Annotated in this window: 12 protein-coding genes; 7 read left to right on the top strand and 5 right to left on the bottom strand. The window is 47.1% G+C overall.

The window, feature by feature from the left end:
• The first annotated feature begins 76 nt into the window (after positions 1-76).
• The 7 genes from L0659_RS24730 to L0659_RS24700 all read left to right on the top strand — a co-directional run bounded on the left by L0659_RS24730 (position 77) and on the right by L0659_RS24700 (position 10,360).
• The gene (locus L0659_RS24730; protein ID WP_235129292.1) at positions 77-3,502 is read left to right on the top strand and encodes a response regulator; all 3,426 of its coding nucleotides are present in this window, start codon (positions 77-79) and stop codon (positions 3,500-3,502) included.
• Positions 3,503-3,505: 3 nt separating this feature from the next.
• Positions 3,506-4,321: a protein-glutamate O-methyltransferase CheR gene (locus L0659_RS24725; RefSeq protein ID WP_235129291.1), complete on the top strand. Its 816-nt coding sequence runs from the start codon at positions 3,506-3,508 to the stop codon at positions 4,319-4,321.
• Positions 4,318-4,899 carry a chemotaxis protein CheB gene (locus L0659_RS24720; RefSeq protein ID WP_235129290.1) on the top strand — a complete coding sequence of 194 codons (582 nt, stop codon included), beginning with the start codon at positions 4,318-4,320 and terminating at the stop codon, positions 4,897-4,899. Before L0659_RS24725 ends, L0659_RS24720 begins: the two co-directional genes overlap by 4 nt.
• 11 nt (positions 4,900-4,910) lie before the next feature.
• Complete coding sequence (locus tag L0659_RS24715) at positions 4,911-6,827, top strand: response regulator (RefSeq protein ID WP_235129289.1); 1,917 nt, start codon at positions 4,911-4,913, stop codon at positions 6,825-6,827.
• Positions 6,828-6,973: 146 nt separating this feature from the next.
• Positions 6,974-7,738, top strand: coding sequence for a hypothetical protein (locus L0659_RS24710; protein ID WP_235129288.1), 765 nt, complete (start codon positions 6,974-6,976; stop codon positions 7,736-7,738).
• Between the two features lie 84 nt (positions 7,739-7,822).
• The gene (locus tag L0659_RS24705) at positions 7,823-9,670 is read left to right on the top strand and encodes a chloride channel protein (protein ID WP_235129286.1); all 1,848 of its coding nucleotides are present in this window, start codon (positions 7,823-7,825) and stop codon (positions 9,668-9,670) included.
• 255 nt (positions 9,671-9,925) lie between these two features.
• Positions 9,926-10,360 (top strand): MarR family winged helix-turn-helix transcriptional regulator, encoded by a 435-nt coding sequence (locus tag L0659_RS24700; protein ID WP_235129285.1) that lies wholly within the window; start codon positions 9,926-9,928, stop codon positions 10,358-10,360.
• Positions 10,361-10,463: 103 nt separating this feature from the next.
• Here L0659_RS24700 and L0659_RS24695 read toward each other — a convergent pair whose 3' ends face one another.
• From L0659_RS24695 to L0659_RS24675, 5 genes are all read right to left on the bottom strand, one after another.
• Positions 10,464-11,297, bottom strand: a complete 834-nt coding sequence (locus L0659_RS24695; protein WP_235129283.1) for a DUF4097 family beta strand repeat-containing protein — start codon at positions 11,295-11,297, stop codon at positions 10,464-10,466.
• 5 nt (positions 11,298-11,302) lie between these two features.
• Positions 11,303-12,166: a hypothetical protein gene (locus L0659_RS24690; RefSeq protein WP_235129281.1), complete on the bottom strand. Its 864-nt coding sequence runs from the start codon at positions 12,164-12,166 to the stop codon at positions 11,303-11,305.
• Between the two features lie 25 nt (positions 12,167-12,191).
• Positions 12,192-13,031 carry a zf-HC2 domain-containing protein gene (locus L0659_RS24685; RefSeq protein WP_235129279.1) on the bottom strand — a complete coding sequence of 280 codons (840 nt, stop codon included), beginning with the start codon at positions 13,029-13,031 and terminating at the stop codon, positions 12,192-12,194.
• Positions 13,018-13,542, bottom strand: coding sequence for an RNA polymerase sigma factor (locus L0659_RS24680; protein WP_235129329.1), 525 nt, complete (start codon positions 13,540-13,542; stop codon positions 13,018-13,020). The genes L0659_RS24685 and L0659_RS24680 overlap by 14 nt, the downstream gene beginning before the upstream one ends.
• A gap of 203 nt (positions 13,543-13,745) precedes the next feature.
• Positions 13,746-16,178, bottom strand: a complete 2,433-nt coding sequence (locus L0659_RS24675) for an ABC transporter permease (protein ID WP_235129277.1) — start codon at positions 16,176-16,178, stop codon at positions 13,746-13,748.
• Between the last annotated feature and the right edge of the window lie 9 nt (positions 16,179-16,187).

Here is a 16,187-nt window from a genome sequence, read left to right as displayed (position 1 = left end):
AGGGTGATTTGCGTTTTTTTACGGATATTAGGCGGAAATTGCTCAGCAAGTCCATTTCTCCGCTATTCCGACGTCTATGCGCTTATCTTTCCAACAACAGATTTTAATTGGTATTATTTTCTCTATTGTTCTGGTTGTCGTCGTCGGTCTTACTTCTTATAATGCCATCAGGAAACAGCAGGAGAATGCAGGCTGGGTGAACCATACCCGGGAAGTGATGGCCGTTTCGACCTCCGTGCGAAACCGCTTGCTATCTGCCGAATCCAATGTCCGCGGCTTTGCCATTACTGGCAATGTGACTTTTGAAGACAATTACAGGACGGCCTCTAATGATGTCTGGGCCCAGTTGGAAGCAATGCGTAAGTTGGTGAAAGACAACAAGCACCAGGTTAGCAGGCTAGATACGCTTAATACATTGATTCAGGGTAGACTGGACCTGATGACGCAGCAGCACGAGTTGCTGAAATCGGGCAATTACAGGCCGGACACAGTTAAATCAATCATTCTGAAAGGAAAAGTTCTTGCTTCTCAAATTGACTTTGGTTTCAAACGTATTGAGAATGAGGAAGAAGGCCTGCTTGCAGAAAGGGAACAAGATGCTGCCGAAAGCTCCCTAAGGGCAACCCAGTACATTGTTTTCGGAACATTGGCATTCCTTTTCGTCGTGTTTCTGCTCTATTATTTTATCAGAACAACATATAATGCGCAAATCGCTTCTGAGAACGAAACGATCAAAGCAAATAAACAGCTGGAAAAGCTATCCATTGAAGACCATGAGAAAAACTGGATACTGAATAATGCCGTGAAGCTTTCCGAGGCAATCCGTGGAGAGCCTACGCAGCAGGAATTGGCAAAAAAACTGTTAAGCAAACTCGTTGAAGTGACCGGTTCGCCGGTGGGCACAATGTATATGATAAGCCGGGCGGGTGATGTGCTGCAACTGGCTAGTAGTCACGGCATAGACCCTTCGGCCACGGTGCCGGCCCATATCAAGCTGGGTGATGGAATGCTGGGGCAAATGGCTGCCGAAGGCGTCGGGTTGAAAAAAATCCAGGTTCCATCCGATTATTTAAACATTAAGAGTACAATCGGCAATACAGACCCCGCATTTGTTTATATCAAATCCATCGCGCTCAAAGGAACGGTTACGGCGATCATTGAAGTTGGTTATTTAAATGATCCCGGAGAAAAAGTTTCCAAACTACTGGAAATGGTTTCTGACAACATTGCGGTAGCAATCACGGCGGCGCACGCCCGTCAGACGACCAATGAATTACTTGAAAAAACCCAGTTGCAGGCAGAGGAGCTGGAAAGTCAGCAGGAAGAACTGCGCGTTACGAATGAAGAATTGATGCGCCAGACGCAGCTTTTACAGGTTTCGGAAGAGGAACTGCGGGTGCAGCAGGAAGAATTAAAGCAGATAAATACAGAGCTTGAAGAAAAAGCTTTCATGCTGGAAGAGCAAAAAAGCACGATTGAGGAAGCCCGGGACCAGATACAGATCAAAGCTGACGAACTCGAAAAAAGCGGCAGGTTCAAAAGTGAATTCCTCGCCAATATGAGCCACGAGCTCAGAACACCGCTCAACAGCATTCTCATCCTGTCCAGAATCCTGGGCGAAAACAAAGGAGCCCGCCTGAGCGAAGAAGAGCAGCGCTATGCATCGGTTATTTTCAACTCCGGAAATGACCTGTTAACATTGATCAACGACATCCTGGATCTTGCAAAAGTAGAATCGGGGAAAATCGAGCTGATGCACGAGCTTGTCGCCACCGAACTGTTACTGTCCGAAATCAGAAATACATTCCAGAAAATAGCGGAAAACAAAGGGTTGGAGCTCAAAATTGAAAAAGCGCCTTCATGCCCGGATACATTGTTCCTGGATCAGGTCAGATTGTTGCAGATCATCAGGAACCTGGTTTCCAATGCAGTGAAATTCACCTCGGCGCCAGGAACCGTTTCGCTGGATATCAAGCAGGAAGCTTCGTATTTGTATTTTGAAGTTTCGGATACGGGAATAGGGATCGCGCCGGAGAAGCAGCAGTCCATTTTTGAAGCATTTCAGCAAGCCGACGGTTCTACAAGCCGAAAATATGGCGGCACCGGCCTGGGACTTTCCATAAGCCGCGAGCTGGCCAATTTATTCAAGGGCTCCATTTCTCTTCAAAGCGAAGCAGGAGTAGGGTCCACATTTACATTAAAAATTCCCGTTCAGAATCAGGAACCGGCTTCGGACGAAACCGCAGCCGCAGTGGAAATTACGAAAGCGGAGGAACCGGTGAAGCAAAGTCCGGTTGCCGATAATGGCAAGGAATACCGCCTATTGCTGGTTGAAGATGATGAGATTTTTGCAGCGGATATGTCGGCGAAGGCAAAGGACAGTGGTTTTGAAGTTGTGGTCGCTGACACGGGCAGGAAAGCTATGGAACTGGTGCAGAGTTTCCGGCCTACGGCCATCATTCTGGATATGCATCTGCCGGATATGTCCGGGGATGAAGTTCTAAAAGAGCTGAAATCTGATCCCAAAACAAAGCTCATTCCTGTTCATACGGTCTCTTCGGGTTCTTACCTGGATATGGACATGGTGAAGGAAGGAGCAATCGGATTTATGCAAAAACCCGTCGATGAGAAATCGGCAGAGCGTATCTTTACTTTGCTCAAACTGGAATCCGGTAAAACCGAACAGCAAAAGATCCTGCTTATTGAAGACGATCAGTACCAAAGCAAATATCTGGGTGACTTCCTTACTGCCAACAACATTTTCGTGTTGTATGCATTCTCTGGCTCGGAAGCATTATCTATTTTAAATTCAAAAACCGTCGACGGCATTATTCTGGATATCCGGCTTTCGGATATGAACGGACTGGATTTCCTCGATGAGATCAAGAAAAACCCGGAATGGAGCGCCGTGCCGGTTGTCATCAATACGGCCGAAGATCTGGACCAGGTTAACCTGACCCGTGTGATGAAATACGCGCATCCGGTGGTGATGAAAACCAAGAAATCGAACGAGCGGTTACTGGATGAAGTAAAATTATTCCTGAAAAATATTCAGCCCAAAACTTCAAAAAGCCCCGAAAACCGTGACGCATTCAGCAACCCGGTTGTACATTCCGAGAATGTTTTTGTAGGTAAAAAAATACTCATTGCCGACGATGATATGCGAAATATATTCGCATTAAGCGCTGTACTCGAAGAATCCGGCTTTAAGATCGAAATCGCAGCGAATGGGCGGGAAGCGATTGAAAAACTGGAAGATACACCGGAAATTGACCTGGTTTTAATGGATGTTATGATGCCTGAAATGGATGGGATCGAGGCGACCAGGAAAATCAGGGAGGTTCCCAGATGGGCTAATCTGCCGATCATCGCGGTTACTGCAAAAGCAATGCAGGGTGATAGGGAGCAATGTCTTGCGGCCGGTGCCAATGATTATATTTCCAAACCTGTGGATGTGGATAAGTTGCTGGCACTGATTAAAGTATGGTTGCATTCCGCCTGACATATGGTTGTATTAGAATATCCTCAGCTCGAAGAATTGATTGTACGCATCCGTGAAATTTCGGGTTTTGACTTTTCTGGTTATGCGCGACCGTCGCTGCTGAGAAGGGCAGGCCGCTATCTTGCCAAATACGACATGGACCTGGACGAGCTGTTGCTGCACATTGAGCCGGGCGGCAGCATTGTATATGACCTGATCCAGGAACTGACTGTCAACTATTCTGAGATGTTCCGCGATCCGGAGTATTTCAAAAGGGTTAGGACAGAAGTTTTTGGTTACCTGGAATCCTATCCGACATTGCGGTTCTGGGTGGCCGGATGTGCATCTGGCGAGGAGGCGTTTTCAATGGCAATCCTGCTCAAAGAAGCCGGACTTATGAACCGCTCACTGATTTACGCCACGGATCTGAGCAACAGGGTGCTTACATCGGCCAGGGAAGGAGTTTTCACATTGGGAAATGTCAGGACATTTTCCGAAAGTTATATTTTGGCTGGCGGAAAGAACTCATTGTCAGATTATTACCATGTTGCGTATAACAAGGCCATCATATCCCCTGAATTACGAAAGAATATTATCTTTTCATTACACGACCTTACCGGCGACGGGGTTTTCAATGAATTTCAGTTTATAAGCTGTCGCAATGTAATGATCTATTTTACGCTGGAACTGAGGCAGCAGGTTTTCAGGCTTCTGTATGATAGTTTAAGCATGTTGGGGTTTCTTTGTTTGGGAAAGCGGGAAACATTGCGTTATTCGGGGCTCGAAGCCCATTTTAAGGTTATTGATAGTGCCCTGAACATTTATCAGAAAATCAAATGAACAGCGCGAAAGATGAATCGCTGAGTCTTGTACTCATGGGCGGCTCGTCAGGAAGCTTCGTGATCCTGGAAGACATTATCAAACTTTTAAAGGACCCGGTTTCGTTTGCTGTCATTTTCGTATTGCATAGGGGAAGATCCAGCTCATCGGTTTTACCTGATTTATTTAAAACAAAAACCGACGTTCACATGAGCGAACCGCATCACCTTGATCCGATCATGTCAAACAGCATTTATTTTGCATTGCCGGATTACCATTTGCTGGTCGGAAACGATCACCGGTTTTATTATGACCATACGGAGCCGGACTTTTTCTCCCGGCCTTCTATTGATGCCACGTTTATTTCCGCCGCCATGTCAGGCATTCCGGTGAAAGCTGCCATGCTCTTTTCAGGATCGAGCCAGGACGGGGCGGGGGGACTGAAACTTCTGGCTGAGATGGGCTGCCCTACATTCGTGCAAGACCCGGAATTTGCTGAGTTTCCGCGCATGCCGGAAGAAGCATTATTGAAATACAAAAAACACAAGCTGTTAGAGGAGGATAAATTTTACGAAACGATCAGCAATCTACTTTCATAGAATAAATCAAGATGGAAAACACAAAAATTCTGCTGCTGGACGACCGTGAAGAGAACCTCATTTCGTTAAAAGCAATTCTCAGCAGGGATGACATTGAAATTTACTCAACAACTTCCGCCAACGAAGCATTGCGCATTGTTTGGGAAAATGAAATTGCGGTAGCGCTGGTAGACGTTCAAATGCCCGGCATGGATGGCTTTGAGTTTGCTGAAACATTGCTGTCTAATCCCAAAACCAAAGAAATACTGATCGTTTTTGTAACCGCCATTTCAAAGGAAACCACTTATGCAGTCCGCGGGCTCAAAACGGGCGCGATCGATTATCTGTACAAACCACTGGACCCGTATATTACTAATGCAAAGGTTGATTCGCTGATCAGGCTGGCCAGGAGCCAGAAGGAGATCAGGGACAAGAATAAATTGCTGGAAAATTACGCAACGATCATTCTCAATTCGCCTGATATCATCGCAACTGTTGAGCCGGAAACGGGCAACATTATCTCTGTTAACCCTTCCGTTGAAAAGATTTTAGGAATTGCCCCGGGCCATCTGGTCGGCACCACGATCCTGGATCTGCTTGTTGATCCGATTAATGCAGCATTACGTCAGGTCCTGGTCCAAAAAAGCTACGTAGGCGGGGAAACCATCGTCGTGGAAGACCGGTTTTTTGGCAGGCTAAGGCAACCTGTCTGGCTGGAACTGAGGATTATGTATAAAAACAGGCTGCTGTTTGTGAACCTGCATGATGTGGAGAAGCGAAAAGCGCACGAGCGTGCCCTGATAGACGCGCAGAGCCAGGCAGAAAAAGCCAGAAAAGTGAAGGAAGCATTTCTGGCCAACATGAGCCACGAGATCCGGACGCCGCTGAATGGCATTATCGGGCTTGGTAACCTGCTGAGTGCAACAACACTGGATACCGCACAACGGGATCTGATCAACATGCTGCGTCAATCGTCCGGCTCACTCCTCAACATTCTGAACGACATTCTGGATATCTCAAAAATCGATGAAGGAAAATTCTCCATCATACCAACGTCCACAGACCTCCGTGTGCTTGGAAAAGGGATCATTGACCTGATGCGCTTCAAGGCAGATGAGAAAAATCTGAAACTGACCCTGGCTATCGAAGATAATCTCCCCGACTGTGTTATGGCCGACGGCATGCGCCTGAACCAGATATTACTGAACCTGGTTGGTAATGCATTAAAATTCACACAGGAAGGTGGCGTAATCTGCCGCGTTGAGCTGGTTTCACAAACTCAGTTGGGACACAAGATAAAATTCAGCGTGGAAGACACTGGCATAGGCATGTCGAATGAACAGCTTTCAAATATATTTTCTGAGTACGGACAAGCTTCTGAAAACACATCGCATCAATACGGAGGGACTGGTCTTGGACTTACCATTTCTCAAAAGCTCGTGCGCCTGATGGGCAGCGAGCTGGAAGTAAACAGCACATTCAACAGGGGAAGCCAGTTCTTCTTTACTTTAATTTTGCCGGATGCCAATGAAAAAAGCATTGAGCCCAAGCCTCCGGTCGCATTTCAGGATTTAAGACCGTTTAACGGAAAAACCGTGCTGGTAGCCGAGGACAATCCGATCAACGCGCTGCTTTTGAAAAAATACCTGAAAACCTGGCTTTTGGACGCAACCATGGTTTTGAATGGTAAAGAAGCCATTGATGCATTAAGGGAGCGCAAATATGACCTGATAATCCTGGATACGAGAATGCCGGAAATGGATGGCTTCCAGGCCGCCAGCTTTGCCAGGAAGCAGCTAATGATACAAACACCTATCCTTTCGCTTTCAGCCACGGTGCTGCCGGAGGAAGTTCAGCAGGCTTTGGCATCGGGCATGAACGATACATTATCCAAGCCATTTGAGCCGGAAAAGCTGCATAGGAAAATCGCAGCATTACTGGGAGAATAGGAAGTCGGCGTGACGGGCAGCCGGAAAAATATTTCCCAGTTGTGGGATGCCTTATTCATATTGCAATGATTTATTTCTGTTTGTAGTAATGATCAATTGAAGGATTTCGTTTATAAATTAACCATAATCGTTATTTACAGATAAAAATGAAAATCATAAAAAACAGTTGGTCTCTGCTGTTACTTGCTGCCCTCGCAGGATGCAGTTCCTCCAAAACCATGACTTATGAGTCAAAATGGAATGCGCCTTTCTCATATGTGGATGAAATCAAACCCGATCAGCAGGATCAGAAGTCAAGGCTTAGATATGGCATCATCAATGATGAACATTACGTTTACCTGACCCTGAAAACAAAAGATCCGACCACCATTCAGAACATTCTGTCAAGTGGCCTGAAAATCTCTTTCAGCCCCGACGGACAGAAGAAAGATCAGTATTCACTGCTATTTCCTGTCGTTATGAAAGAAGATAGGAAAGCGCTGAAACGGGTCGATACAGATCTTCCCAACAGTCTCGGACTGGATCTGCTTTTGGATTCTTACAATAAAGAAGCGGTCTGGAAAGACAAGAAAGGCCAGCATTTTATCAATCTGGTTGCGCAGGACGGCAGCATCAAATCGAAGATCCTGATGGACCAGAATGGCGAGCTGACCGAGCAGATCGCAATTCCGTTTAGCCTCATGGGTGTCAATGCCCGGGAAACCGCTATGCTTGGTGTTAACATCAAGGTTGACGGACAATCGTCACAATCAGGATTCAGCCCGCGCATTGGCATAGGTTTAGGGGGAGGAATCGGAATGGGCGGCGGAATGGGTGTCGGCATCGGATCGGGTGGCTATAACTCGCGTTATAACGGCAACGACCGTAATGTGGACATCAAGCTTGAAGTTCAGCTTGCCCGCGCCAACTAGCATTGCAAATGGAAGCCCGCTGGCACCCTGGCGTCCCGGTTCTGCCGGCGCACCGGAGTTCCGGCGGGCTTAAAATGGTAAACTGTGAACAGAAGCAACATTAAGAGAGCATTTGGTTATTTAAAGTTCAGAAGAAACTTCATCAGATATAGCCTCAACAAAGCGCGGAGTTACGAGATCGTGCTTTTCTGGTTAAAAAGTGTACTTACAAGATCCCAGTTTCTGATCCTGTCGGGTATCCTGGTCGGCATAACGTGCGGCCTTGCGGGCGTGATCCTTAAATCGCTCGTGCATTACATTCACTACATTATCACCCACAAGGTCTACTTCGAACAGCAGATCTTTTTTTACATTCTTTTCCCGTTTCTGGGAATTGTGATCACAACGCTAATTGTCATTTTTATATTCAAAGGGCAGGATAAAAAAGGTATCCCGGTGATCCTCTACGAAATCGCGCAAAATTCGAGTGTGGTTTCTTCTGTCAAAATGTACTCACAGATCGTCCAAAGTGCCATCACCGTAGGGTTAGGAGGGTCGGCGGGTTTAGAGAGCCCTATCGCGGTTACAGGGGCGGCAATCGGGTCTAATTTTGCGCAGACCTACAAGCTGGATTATCGAGAGCGGACATTGCTGCTCGCGGCAGGCGCAACGGCAGGAATTGCGTCGGCTTTTAATGCGCCCATTGCGGGAATGATGTTCGCCTTTGAGATCCTGCTGGTGGGCGTTGTGTTTTCTGATTTTATTCCATTGGTTGTGGCGGCGGTCTGCGGAAGCCTTGTGTCAAAAGTCCTTTTGCAGGAAGACGTTTTATTTCAATTCAAGACGCGAAACCCGTTCGATTATCACAACATTCCTTTCTATCTTTTCCTCGGCGTTCTTTGCGGACTTTACGCCCGGTATTTTGTTTTGATCGCAAAATACATCGACGAGTTTTTCCACGGACTGAAACTTACGCGGATCAGAAAAGCAATGCTTGGCGGCGCGATCCTGTCGGTTTTATGCGTGCTTTATCCGCCGCTTTTTGGCGAAGGTTATGACACCATTAAAGCCATCACCAACGGGCAGATGCAGTCGGTCATCGAGAACAGTCTGTTCCGCTTCATCGGCTATCGCGAATGGGTTGTTGTGGTCTTCGTTGCGTTGATTTGTTTACTCAAAGCATTCTCCGCGTCGATCACTATTTTCAGTGGCGGGAACGGTGGAAATTTTGCGCCGTCGCTCTTCGCGGGCGGGTCGCTCGGCTACGTGTTTGCGCTCGTGTGTTTGCAGCTTGGCGTGGCCGATGTGCCGGTGAATAATCTTGTTATTGTAGGCATGGCGGGCGTCATGAGCGGCGTACTTTATGCGCCCTTGACCGCAATATTCCTGATCGCCGAATCCACGTCGGGCTACGATCTTTTTATCCCATTAATGATCGTTTCGGTCATATCTTATCTCATTGCAAAATGGTTTTCTCCCATCTCGCCTGACCTCAAAAAACTGGCGGAACAAGGCAAGATTTTTACCCGCGAACACGACCGGAACCTGCTCTCGCTGCTGCACATTCTGGACCTCATTGATAAGGACATTCAGACGGTAAGCCAGCACGCGACGCGTGAAGAACTTGCTGAGCTGGTAAGGGCCGGAAGGCGCAACATGATATCCGTGGTGGACGCAGATAAGAAGCTGGTAGGTACAATTTCTCTGGACGACATCCGGCCCCTTCTTTTCAATCCAGAGCTCTACGACATGCTCACCATTTCCAACCTCATGAAGGTGCCGTCCGTCGTCATCAGTGATTTTGACAGCATTGTCAGTGTTGTCAAAAAGTTCGATGAAACCGGTGCCTGGAACCTGCCGGTGGTGAAGGTGTCCGGCGAGTTTGTCGGCTTCATTTCCAAATCTGCAATCCTGAACAGTTACCGCCAGTTGCTGCGCGCACATTCGGGGTAAAAAATACACGCATAAGCGCCTCATAAACCACCTCATTATGCATTGAAATCCAACGCATAATGAGGGAGCTTACGGTGTCGCTTAACGATCCACGTGAAACATTTCTGAAATCCCGCTCACAGACCTCAAAAACGCACTTTTTGATGGAGAATATTACAATCGATTGTTTGACAATGCATTAAAGTTATTATATATTTGCGTAATACTTGAATAATCAACTATTAATCAACAATAAAACAAATACAATTCAATCATATGTCAACCATAACACCATCTTTAAAATTGTTCCTCAACCTCACGACCGTTCAGGCATTGATTACCAAGCGGTTCGATGCCAAACTGAGCAGTCATGGCATTAGTCTGAATGAATTTTTGATCCTGTTTCACCTAGGAGAAGCTCCCGAAGAGAAGCTGCGCCGTGTGGATCTGGCAGAAAAAATCGGGTTAACTGCCTCCGGAATTACCAGGATGCTGTCGCCTTTGGAGAAGCTGGGAATGGTGAAACGCGAGGCAAACAGTCGCGATGCGCGGGTGTCTTATGTAAAGCTAGCCAATGCTGGCAAGCGCATTCTCACTGAAGCAACTGCAACATCGGAGGTTTTGTCGGATCAGATTATTGCAACTATAAAAACAAAAAAACTGGACGAGCTTTCTAAAATGCTCCTGGAAATGGGCGGCACAATTGAGTAGACGCGGACCATTACGCACATCAATTCGTACATAAAAAGGAAAACCCACCGGGCTGCTTTATAGCACCGGTGGGTTTCCGCATTTAGAGCCGATAGGAGCGGTTTTACTTCGCTTTTCGCACGTAAATATTGCCATTCATATTTTTCATCATAATTTCGCTTCCGCCGCCATTGATCTTGCCTTTCACCCAGTCATCGATCGAAACCTTATACATTCCGTCCTTGCCCGAGCGCGTCGCCTGCGGAGCGCTTTTGTCCACGTCCACATCGAAGTCGCTGAATATTTCACCGCGGTCGGATTTTAGTTTTACATCGAATTTTGCAGTCGCCGGAATGGTCACATCCACGTTGCCATTCAGGGTCGAAAATGCCATGGGCGACGAGGTGTCGATGGTCTTGAAATTGGCTTTTAATGTTCCGTTAATTGTGTTCGCAACAGCCGAGCCGGCAATGTTCGTGAGCGTGATATCGCCGTTCACATTTTGGATTTCCATCTCGCCGGACACGTTCTCAATGACAATGTCGCCGTTGTTTACAGTGCCAACTTTAAGGCCAAATTTCTGGGGCACTTTGATCTCAAGAAGCATCGTTGTGTTCACCATTCTGGTCGTCAATTTGACAACATTATGCTCTTCGGTTGCGGTCAGTTCGAGGCCTCCGTTCCGGGTGATCCGCTTCATTCCGCCTGCTGCTTCGTCCTTAGGTTTGTCCGACTTTTCAGCCCCTTTTACAACAGCATCTATGACAACCTGGTTGCCCGAATAACCTGTGACCTTAATGGTCCCGTTGATCAGATTTACCTGCAGAGATCCGGGTTTTCCCGGGTCGGTAAGCGGGATAGTGAGCTGCTCTTTCATACTCGTTTGCGCTTTGGCAGAGCTGGTAAAACAGCCTAGTAAGGCAGCAATTGCGAGGGTTATTAATGGGTTGGTTTTCATTTTTGTTATGATTGTTTTTTAATGTAAATATTCCCGTTGAATGTTTCAAACTTGTAGGTCGGCCCGCCTTTTCCGATCCGGATCCGTGTCTCCGTGCTAAGCTTATAGACGGTTTTGTTCGGCTTCGTTTCCTCATTTTTAACGACTTTTACCGGCAGCGATTCAGTGTTTGGAAAGTCTGTATAAAACTCACCATTGAAACTTTTGAACTGGCAATCGGCAGAAAATGTCGCCGGATAACTGATCTTAATGTCGCCATTCAGTGTCTTGAAATCCGACTCGCCGGGCGGTAGCGAAACGTAATTCGCAACAACATTCCCGTTAATCGTGCGGGCAATCGCCGCGCCTTTTGCATTCACCAGCGTAATGGCTCCATTCACATTGCTGACGCCCAACGAACCCGTAACGTCCTGCACATCCACATCACCGCCATTCACTGTCGACACGTGCAGATTCATGGCATAAGGGACTTTTACAATGAAATCCAGATCAAAATCGTATTCGATCTTTGGGCTGTTATCGTTTCTTCTGCCATGGTTTGGCCGCGAATCAAATGGCTCGGAAATGTACGCTGTGATGCTATCCGCTTGCTGATCGAAGTTGAGCTTGAACTCCCGCTTGCCTTCTTCCAGGATTGCATTGGTTTTGCCCGTAATCGTTTTATCAATTTCAATCAAAACCTTTTTTCCATTGTAGCCTTCCACCTTAATGGAGCCGTTAATGTTGTATATGGCAAGGACATTGGCCGATGCGTCCTGCGACAAGGTGAACGCTTTGCTCACATGCTCCTTGAATTCGAGCCTTTGTGCGGGCGCCGGGGTACAACAAAGCACCGCTCCCGCTAGTAAGGGGATTGCAAAATATTTCATGGCTAATAGTTGGATTATGGTTGTTTTAAGATAAGTCCTTAATTGTCTGCTCGATCTTGTTCTTCACAAGATCGTTCAATCCTTCTTTATTCAGCAATTTACGCAGTTCCTTCACCGAACCTTTTTCCTGCAATTTCACCATAACATCGGCCAGCGCAACCTGGACCATAGGCGAATCCTGCACCGCAAGCGATTTCACTAGGCCTTCCCGCACCACCGCGTCCGTCGCAAATTGTGTAAGCGCTTCCAAAGCCACCAGGCGCACATTCACATTTGCATCGTTGTTCAATGTGGTAAAAAGTGCGTCGATCACCCTCTCATCGGCGTGGGTAATGTCGCTGGTGTAACTTACTGCGCGAAGCCGTTCCGTTGCCGAAGGGTTTTCGATGAGCGCCAGCATCATGGTGCTTTTCATGTTTTCCACCTGCGTCGCTAGGGTTTCAATTTGTTGCTGATAAGCATTCGCAGACAAATTATTTTTACTCGTTTTGTTGCCGATCGCCCAGCCTAACCCCACAAGGAGCAAGCTAAATGCAACCTGGACCGTCCATTGCGGAAGCACGAAATCGCGCAGTTTTTCAATGAATGCCTGTAAAGAAAATGGCTTGCTGGTTTCTTCTGCGGCTTTGAAATTATCAAGCATTGCATAAAAATTAACCCGCATCTCCCCGCTTGGCTCTGGCAGTTTCATTTTGCCCAGGCTTTCCCAAAGTTGTTTGTCGGCCGCAAATTCCTCTTGGCAATGCATACATTCTGCAAGATGCCGCTCCACATTCAGTCTGTCTGCCTTGTCCAGATCATTGTGAAGCCAGTCTTCCAGTTTATTTTTTGCCTGTTCACAACCCATGTCTTTATCGTCTTTCATTTGTAAAAAACATTTTTTTCAACTCTCCCAATGCCCTGTGGACCCGCACTTTTACCGTTCCTTCGTTGATGTTTAAAACCTTTGCAATTTCATCGTATTTCATTTCCTGAAACCGGCTTAATACGAGGACTTCGCGGTAATCGTCGCTAAGTCCGGCCATGGCTTTATGCAGGAAATCTGCGTCTTCCCTTTTCTGAAAACCCTCATCAGCCAATGTTCCGCCGCCGATCTTATCAGCCATTTCGGAGACGTCGTAATGATCGGCCGACCGGTTCTGTTTCGCCGAGTCATTCAGGATATTTCTGGCCAGATGATACATCCAGGTTCGGAATTCACCTTCTCCTGTAAACGTATGCTTGTATTTAAGCATCCGGTAAAACACATTCTGCACGAGATCTTCACTCAAATCCCTTTTGTGCGTCATATGATAGAAAAACGCAAACAAAGGACGGTTGTACCGTTCGAAGAGCAGGCCCATCTTGTCCAGATCTCCGGCCTTAACCCTCAGCATGAGCGAATTATCTGTCAGCGTGTTCAAACGGTTGTCTTTTGTTGTGATCCTGATGTGGAAACTTGCAGCATAGGAAAAGGTTACAGGAATTTAGAAAAATATATTTAAAAATCCGTATCCATCTCTTTACTAATGTATTATAAACAAACAAGACCGGTTTCCCGGCCTTGTCAAGATTACTATTGTTTTTCAACCAGCTTCGTTTATTCCGACCGAAGCGATTTTACCGGGTTCATCAATGCTGCCCTGACCGATTGAAACGAGACTGTAAGGAGTGCAACTGCCACCGAAACCAGGCTTACCAGCGCTAAGGCCAACCATGAAACGTCAATTTTATATTCAAAACCTTCCAGCCAGCGGCTCATCAGCCACCAGGAAGTGGGCAGTGCAATCACGATCGCCACCACAACGAGTTGGAGAAAATCCTTCGACAGCAGCGCAACAATGCCCGCCACCGACGCGCCCAGCACTTTGCGGACGCCAATCTCTTTGGTCCGTTGCTCCGCTGTAAAAATCGCCAGCCCAAACAGTCCCATGCAAGCGACCAGTATGGTTAATCCGGCAAAAATCGCTAAGATCTTACCTGTTTTCTGTTCGGTTTTGTAAGTCTCATTAAATCTTTCGTCCAGGAATGAATAGGTGAAAGGCATATCAGGTTTAAAGCTTTCCCACTGGTTTTTCATTTTGGCAAGCAGTCCGGAAACCTCCTTGTTTTTTGTCTTAATGATCATCCATCCGCGGTCCTGGCTCAATGTCATCACCAGCGGTGAAATTTTCTCGTGCAATGATTTGAAATGGAAGTCTTTTACGATGCCGATCACGTGGTAAGCGCTGCCCTTGCCTTCGTTGTTCCGGCGCGAAAGCGTTTTGCCGATCGCATTATGCTGCCATCCCAGCGCTTTTGCGGCTGTTTCGTTCAGGATAACGGCGGTTGAATCCAGGCCATAAGCTTTTGAGAAATTGCGTCCCTGTGCCATTTCCATGCCCAATGTGGCCAGGTAATCGTAGTCCACTTCGTAACGGAGCGTTTTAAGAAGTTGCGAAGGATTGTCTTCCGGCGTGATCATATAATTGTTGTTATCGGAAGGCCCGGCAGGCACAAAGCCCGACAAGCTGACGTTGCTTACACGCGAATCCCGCATCAGCTCATCCTTGAAAACCGGCATATTTTTGCCCAGCGCCCAGGCCGGAACAACCAAAACCTGGTCTTTTTCATAACCCAGTTTTTTGTTTTGGATAAATTTCAATTGCTGATATACGACCGTCGCACCGACCATCAATGTGATAGAAACGAAGAATTGAAAAATCACTAATCCACTTCTCAGGCCGATATTTTTACCGGAAGAATTAAGTTTAACGGCAGCGTTGCCGCCTTTAAGAACGGCAATAGGCTTGAATGACGAAAGGAAAAAAGCGGGATAGCTTCCTGCAAAAATGCCGACAAACAGACCAAAGATCAGCAAAGCAGGAATCAGCGCGGGAAGTGCTTCCAGGCTAAAACCGAGATGTTTACCCGAAAGACTGTTCAGCAACGGCAAGCCAGCCAGACAAATGAGCCCTCCAAAAACCAATGCAATCCCCGTCAGTAAGATGGATTCCATCAGAAACTGGGCGACCAGCTCAATCTTTTCCGATCCCATCACTTTCCGGACACCCACTTCCCGGGCACGCTTGGAAGAACCGGCCGTGGATAAATTCATGAAGTTGATGCATGCAATGAGCAGCATAATCACTGCTATGGCGCCGAAAATGTACACGTATTTCAAATCCCCACTGGTGCCCAGATCATACTGAAAATCGGAATGCAGGTGGATTTCAGTCAGGGGTTGCAGATAAAGGCCAAGGTTGTTTCCCTTCTTTTTGAATTCGGCAAAAGTAAGGCCCAGAGCTGTTTTGAGCTGGGGACCCATGTATTTCTCCACGGTTTGCGGGAGTTTCGCATCCAGCTGCCGGTAATCGTAGCCCTCGGGCAAAAGGAGATATGTGTAAAACTCCGAGATCATCCAGGAGGTCGATTTAGCATCTTCCAGTGAAGACATGGATGCCAGCATATCAAATTGAATATGCGAATGCGCAGGCATTTCTTCCATGACGCCAGTTACCTTATAAGGCGTTTTCCAGTCCTTGAATGTGATTATCTGACCGACAGCATCTTGTTTTCCAAAATACTTCTCAGCCAGTTTGGTTGAAATAACAATTGTATTGGGCTGTCTGAGCGCCGATTTTACATTCCCTTCTACGAGCGGAAATGTGAAGACTTGCAGAAAATTAGAGTCGACGAATGCAAGCTCATCGTCCGTATAAATTTGTTGGTTGCGTAACACCATCGGAGCCCCTCCGCGCCTTAACCTGGTGGCTTCCAAAACCTCGGGATAATCGGCTTTGAGCGCCGCAGCCGTGGGCGGCATTACATGCGCTTCCTTCATTTCACCACCTTGCATTACGCCTTTAAAAACCACCCGCACGATCCGGTCGCCGTTCTCATGAAAGCGATCGAAACTGAGCTCGTCCAGCACATAAAGGCTGATCAGCAGGCAGGAAGCCAGCCCAATGGCCAGGCCAGTAATGTTGATAGCAGAAAAGGCGCGGTTGCGGAGCAGGTTGCGCCAGGCAATTTTGAAATAGTTTTTTAACATAACAGCAGG

The sequence above is a fragment of the Dyadobacter sp. CY347 genome (assembly GCF_021502655.1).
In the GTDB taxonomy this organism is placed as follows: domain Bacteria; phylum Bacteroidota; class Bacteroidia; order Cytophagales; family Spirosomataceae; genus Dyadobacter.
Note: the sequence above shows the minus strand (reverse complement) of the source record. Positions and strands in the feature narration are given on the sequence as shown.

Bases quoted from the DNA above. Each gene is read 5' to 3' on its own strand.
- L0659_RS24730 (WP_235129292.1), top strand. From the start codon at position 77: ATGCGCTTATCTTTCCAACAACAGATTTTAATTGGTATTATTTTCTCT.
- L0659_RS24725 (WP_235129291.1), top strand. From the start codon at position 3,506: ATGGTTGTATTAGAATATCCTCAGCTCGAAGAATTGATTGTACGCATC.
- L0659_RS24720 (WP_235129290.1), top strand. From the start codon at position 4,318: ATGAACAGCGCGAAAGATGAATCGCTGAGTCTTGTACTCATGGGCGGC.
- L0659_RS24715 (WP_235129289.1), top strand. From the start codon at position 4,911: ATGGAAAACACAAAAATTCTGCTGCTGGACGACCGTGAAGAGAACCTC.
- L0659_RS24710 (WP_235129288.1), top strand. From the start codon at position 6,974: ATGAAAATCATAAAAAACAGTTGGTCTCTGCTGTTACTTGCTGCCCTC.
- L0659_RS24700 (WP_235129285.1), top strand. From the start codon at position 9,926: ATGTCAACCATAACACCATCTTTAAAATTGTTCCTCAACCTCACGACC.
- L0659_RS24695 (WP_235129283.1), bottom strand. From the start codon at position 11,297: ATGAAAACCAACCCATTAATAACCCTCGCAATTGCTGCCTTACTAGGC.
- L0659_RS24690 (WP_235129281.1), bottom strand. From the start codon at position 12,166: ATGAAATATTTTGCAATCCCCTTACTAGCGGGAGCGGTGCTTTGTTGT.
- L0659_RS24685 (WP_235129279.1), bottom strand. From the start codon at position 13,031: ATGAAAGACGATAAAGACATGGGTTGTGAACAGGCAAAAAATAAACTG.
- L0659_RS24680 (WP_235129329.1), bottom strand. From the start codon at position 13,542: ATGCTGAGGGTTAAGGCCGGAGATCTGGACAAGATGGGCCTGCTCTTC.
- L0659_RS24675 (WP_235129277.1), bottom strand. From the start codon at position 16,178: ATGTTAAAAAACTATTTCAAAATTGCCTGGCGCAACCTGCTCCGCAAC.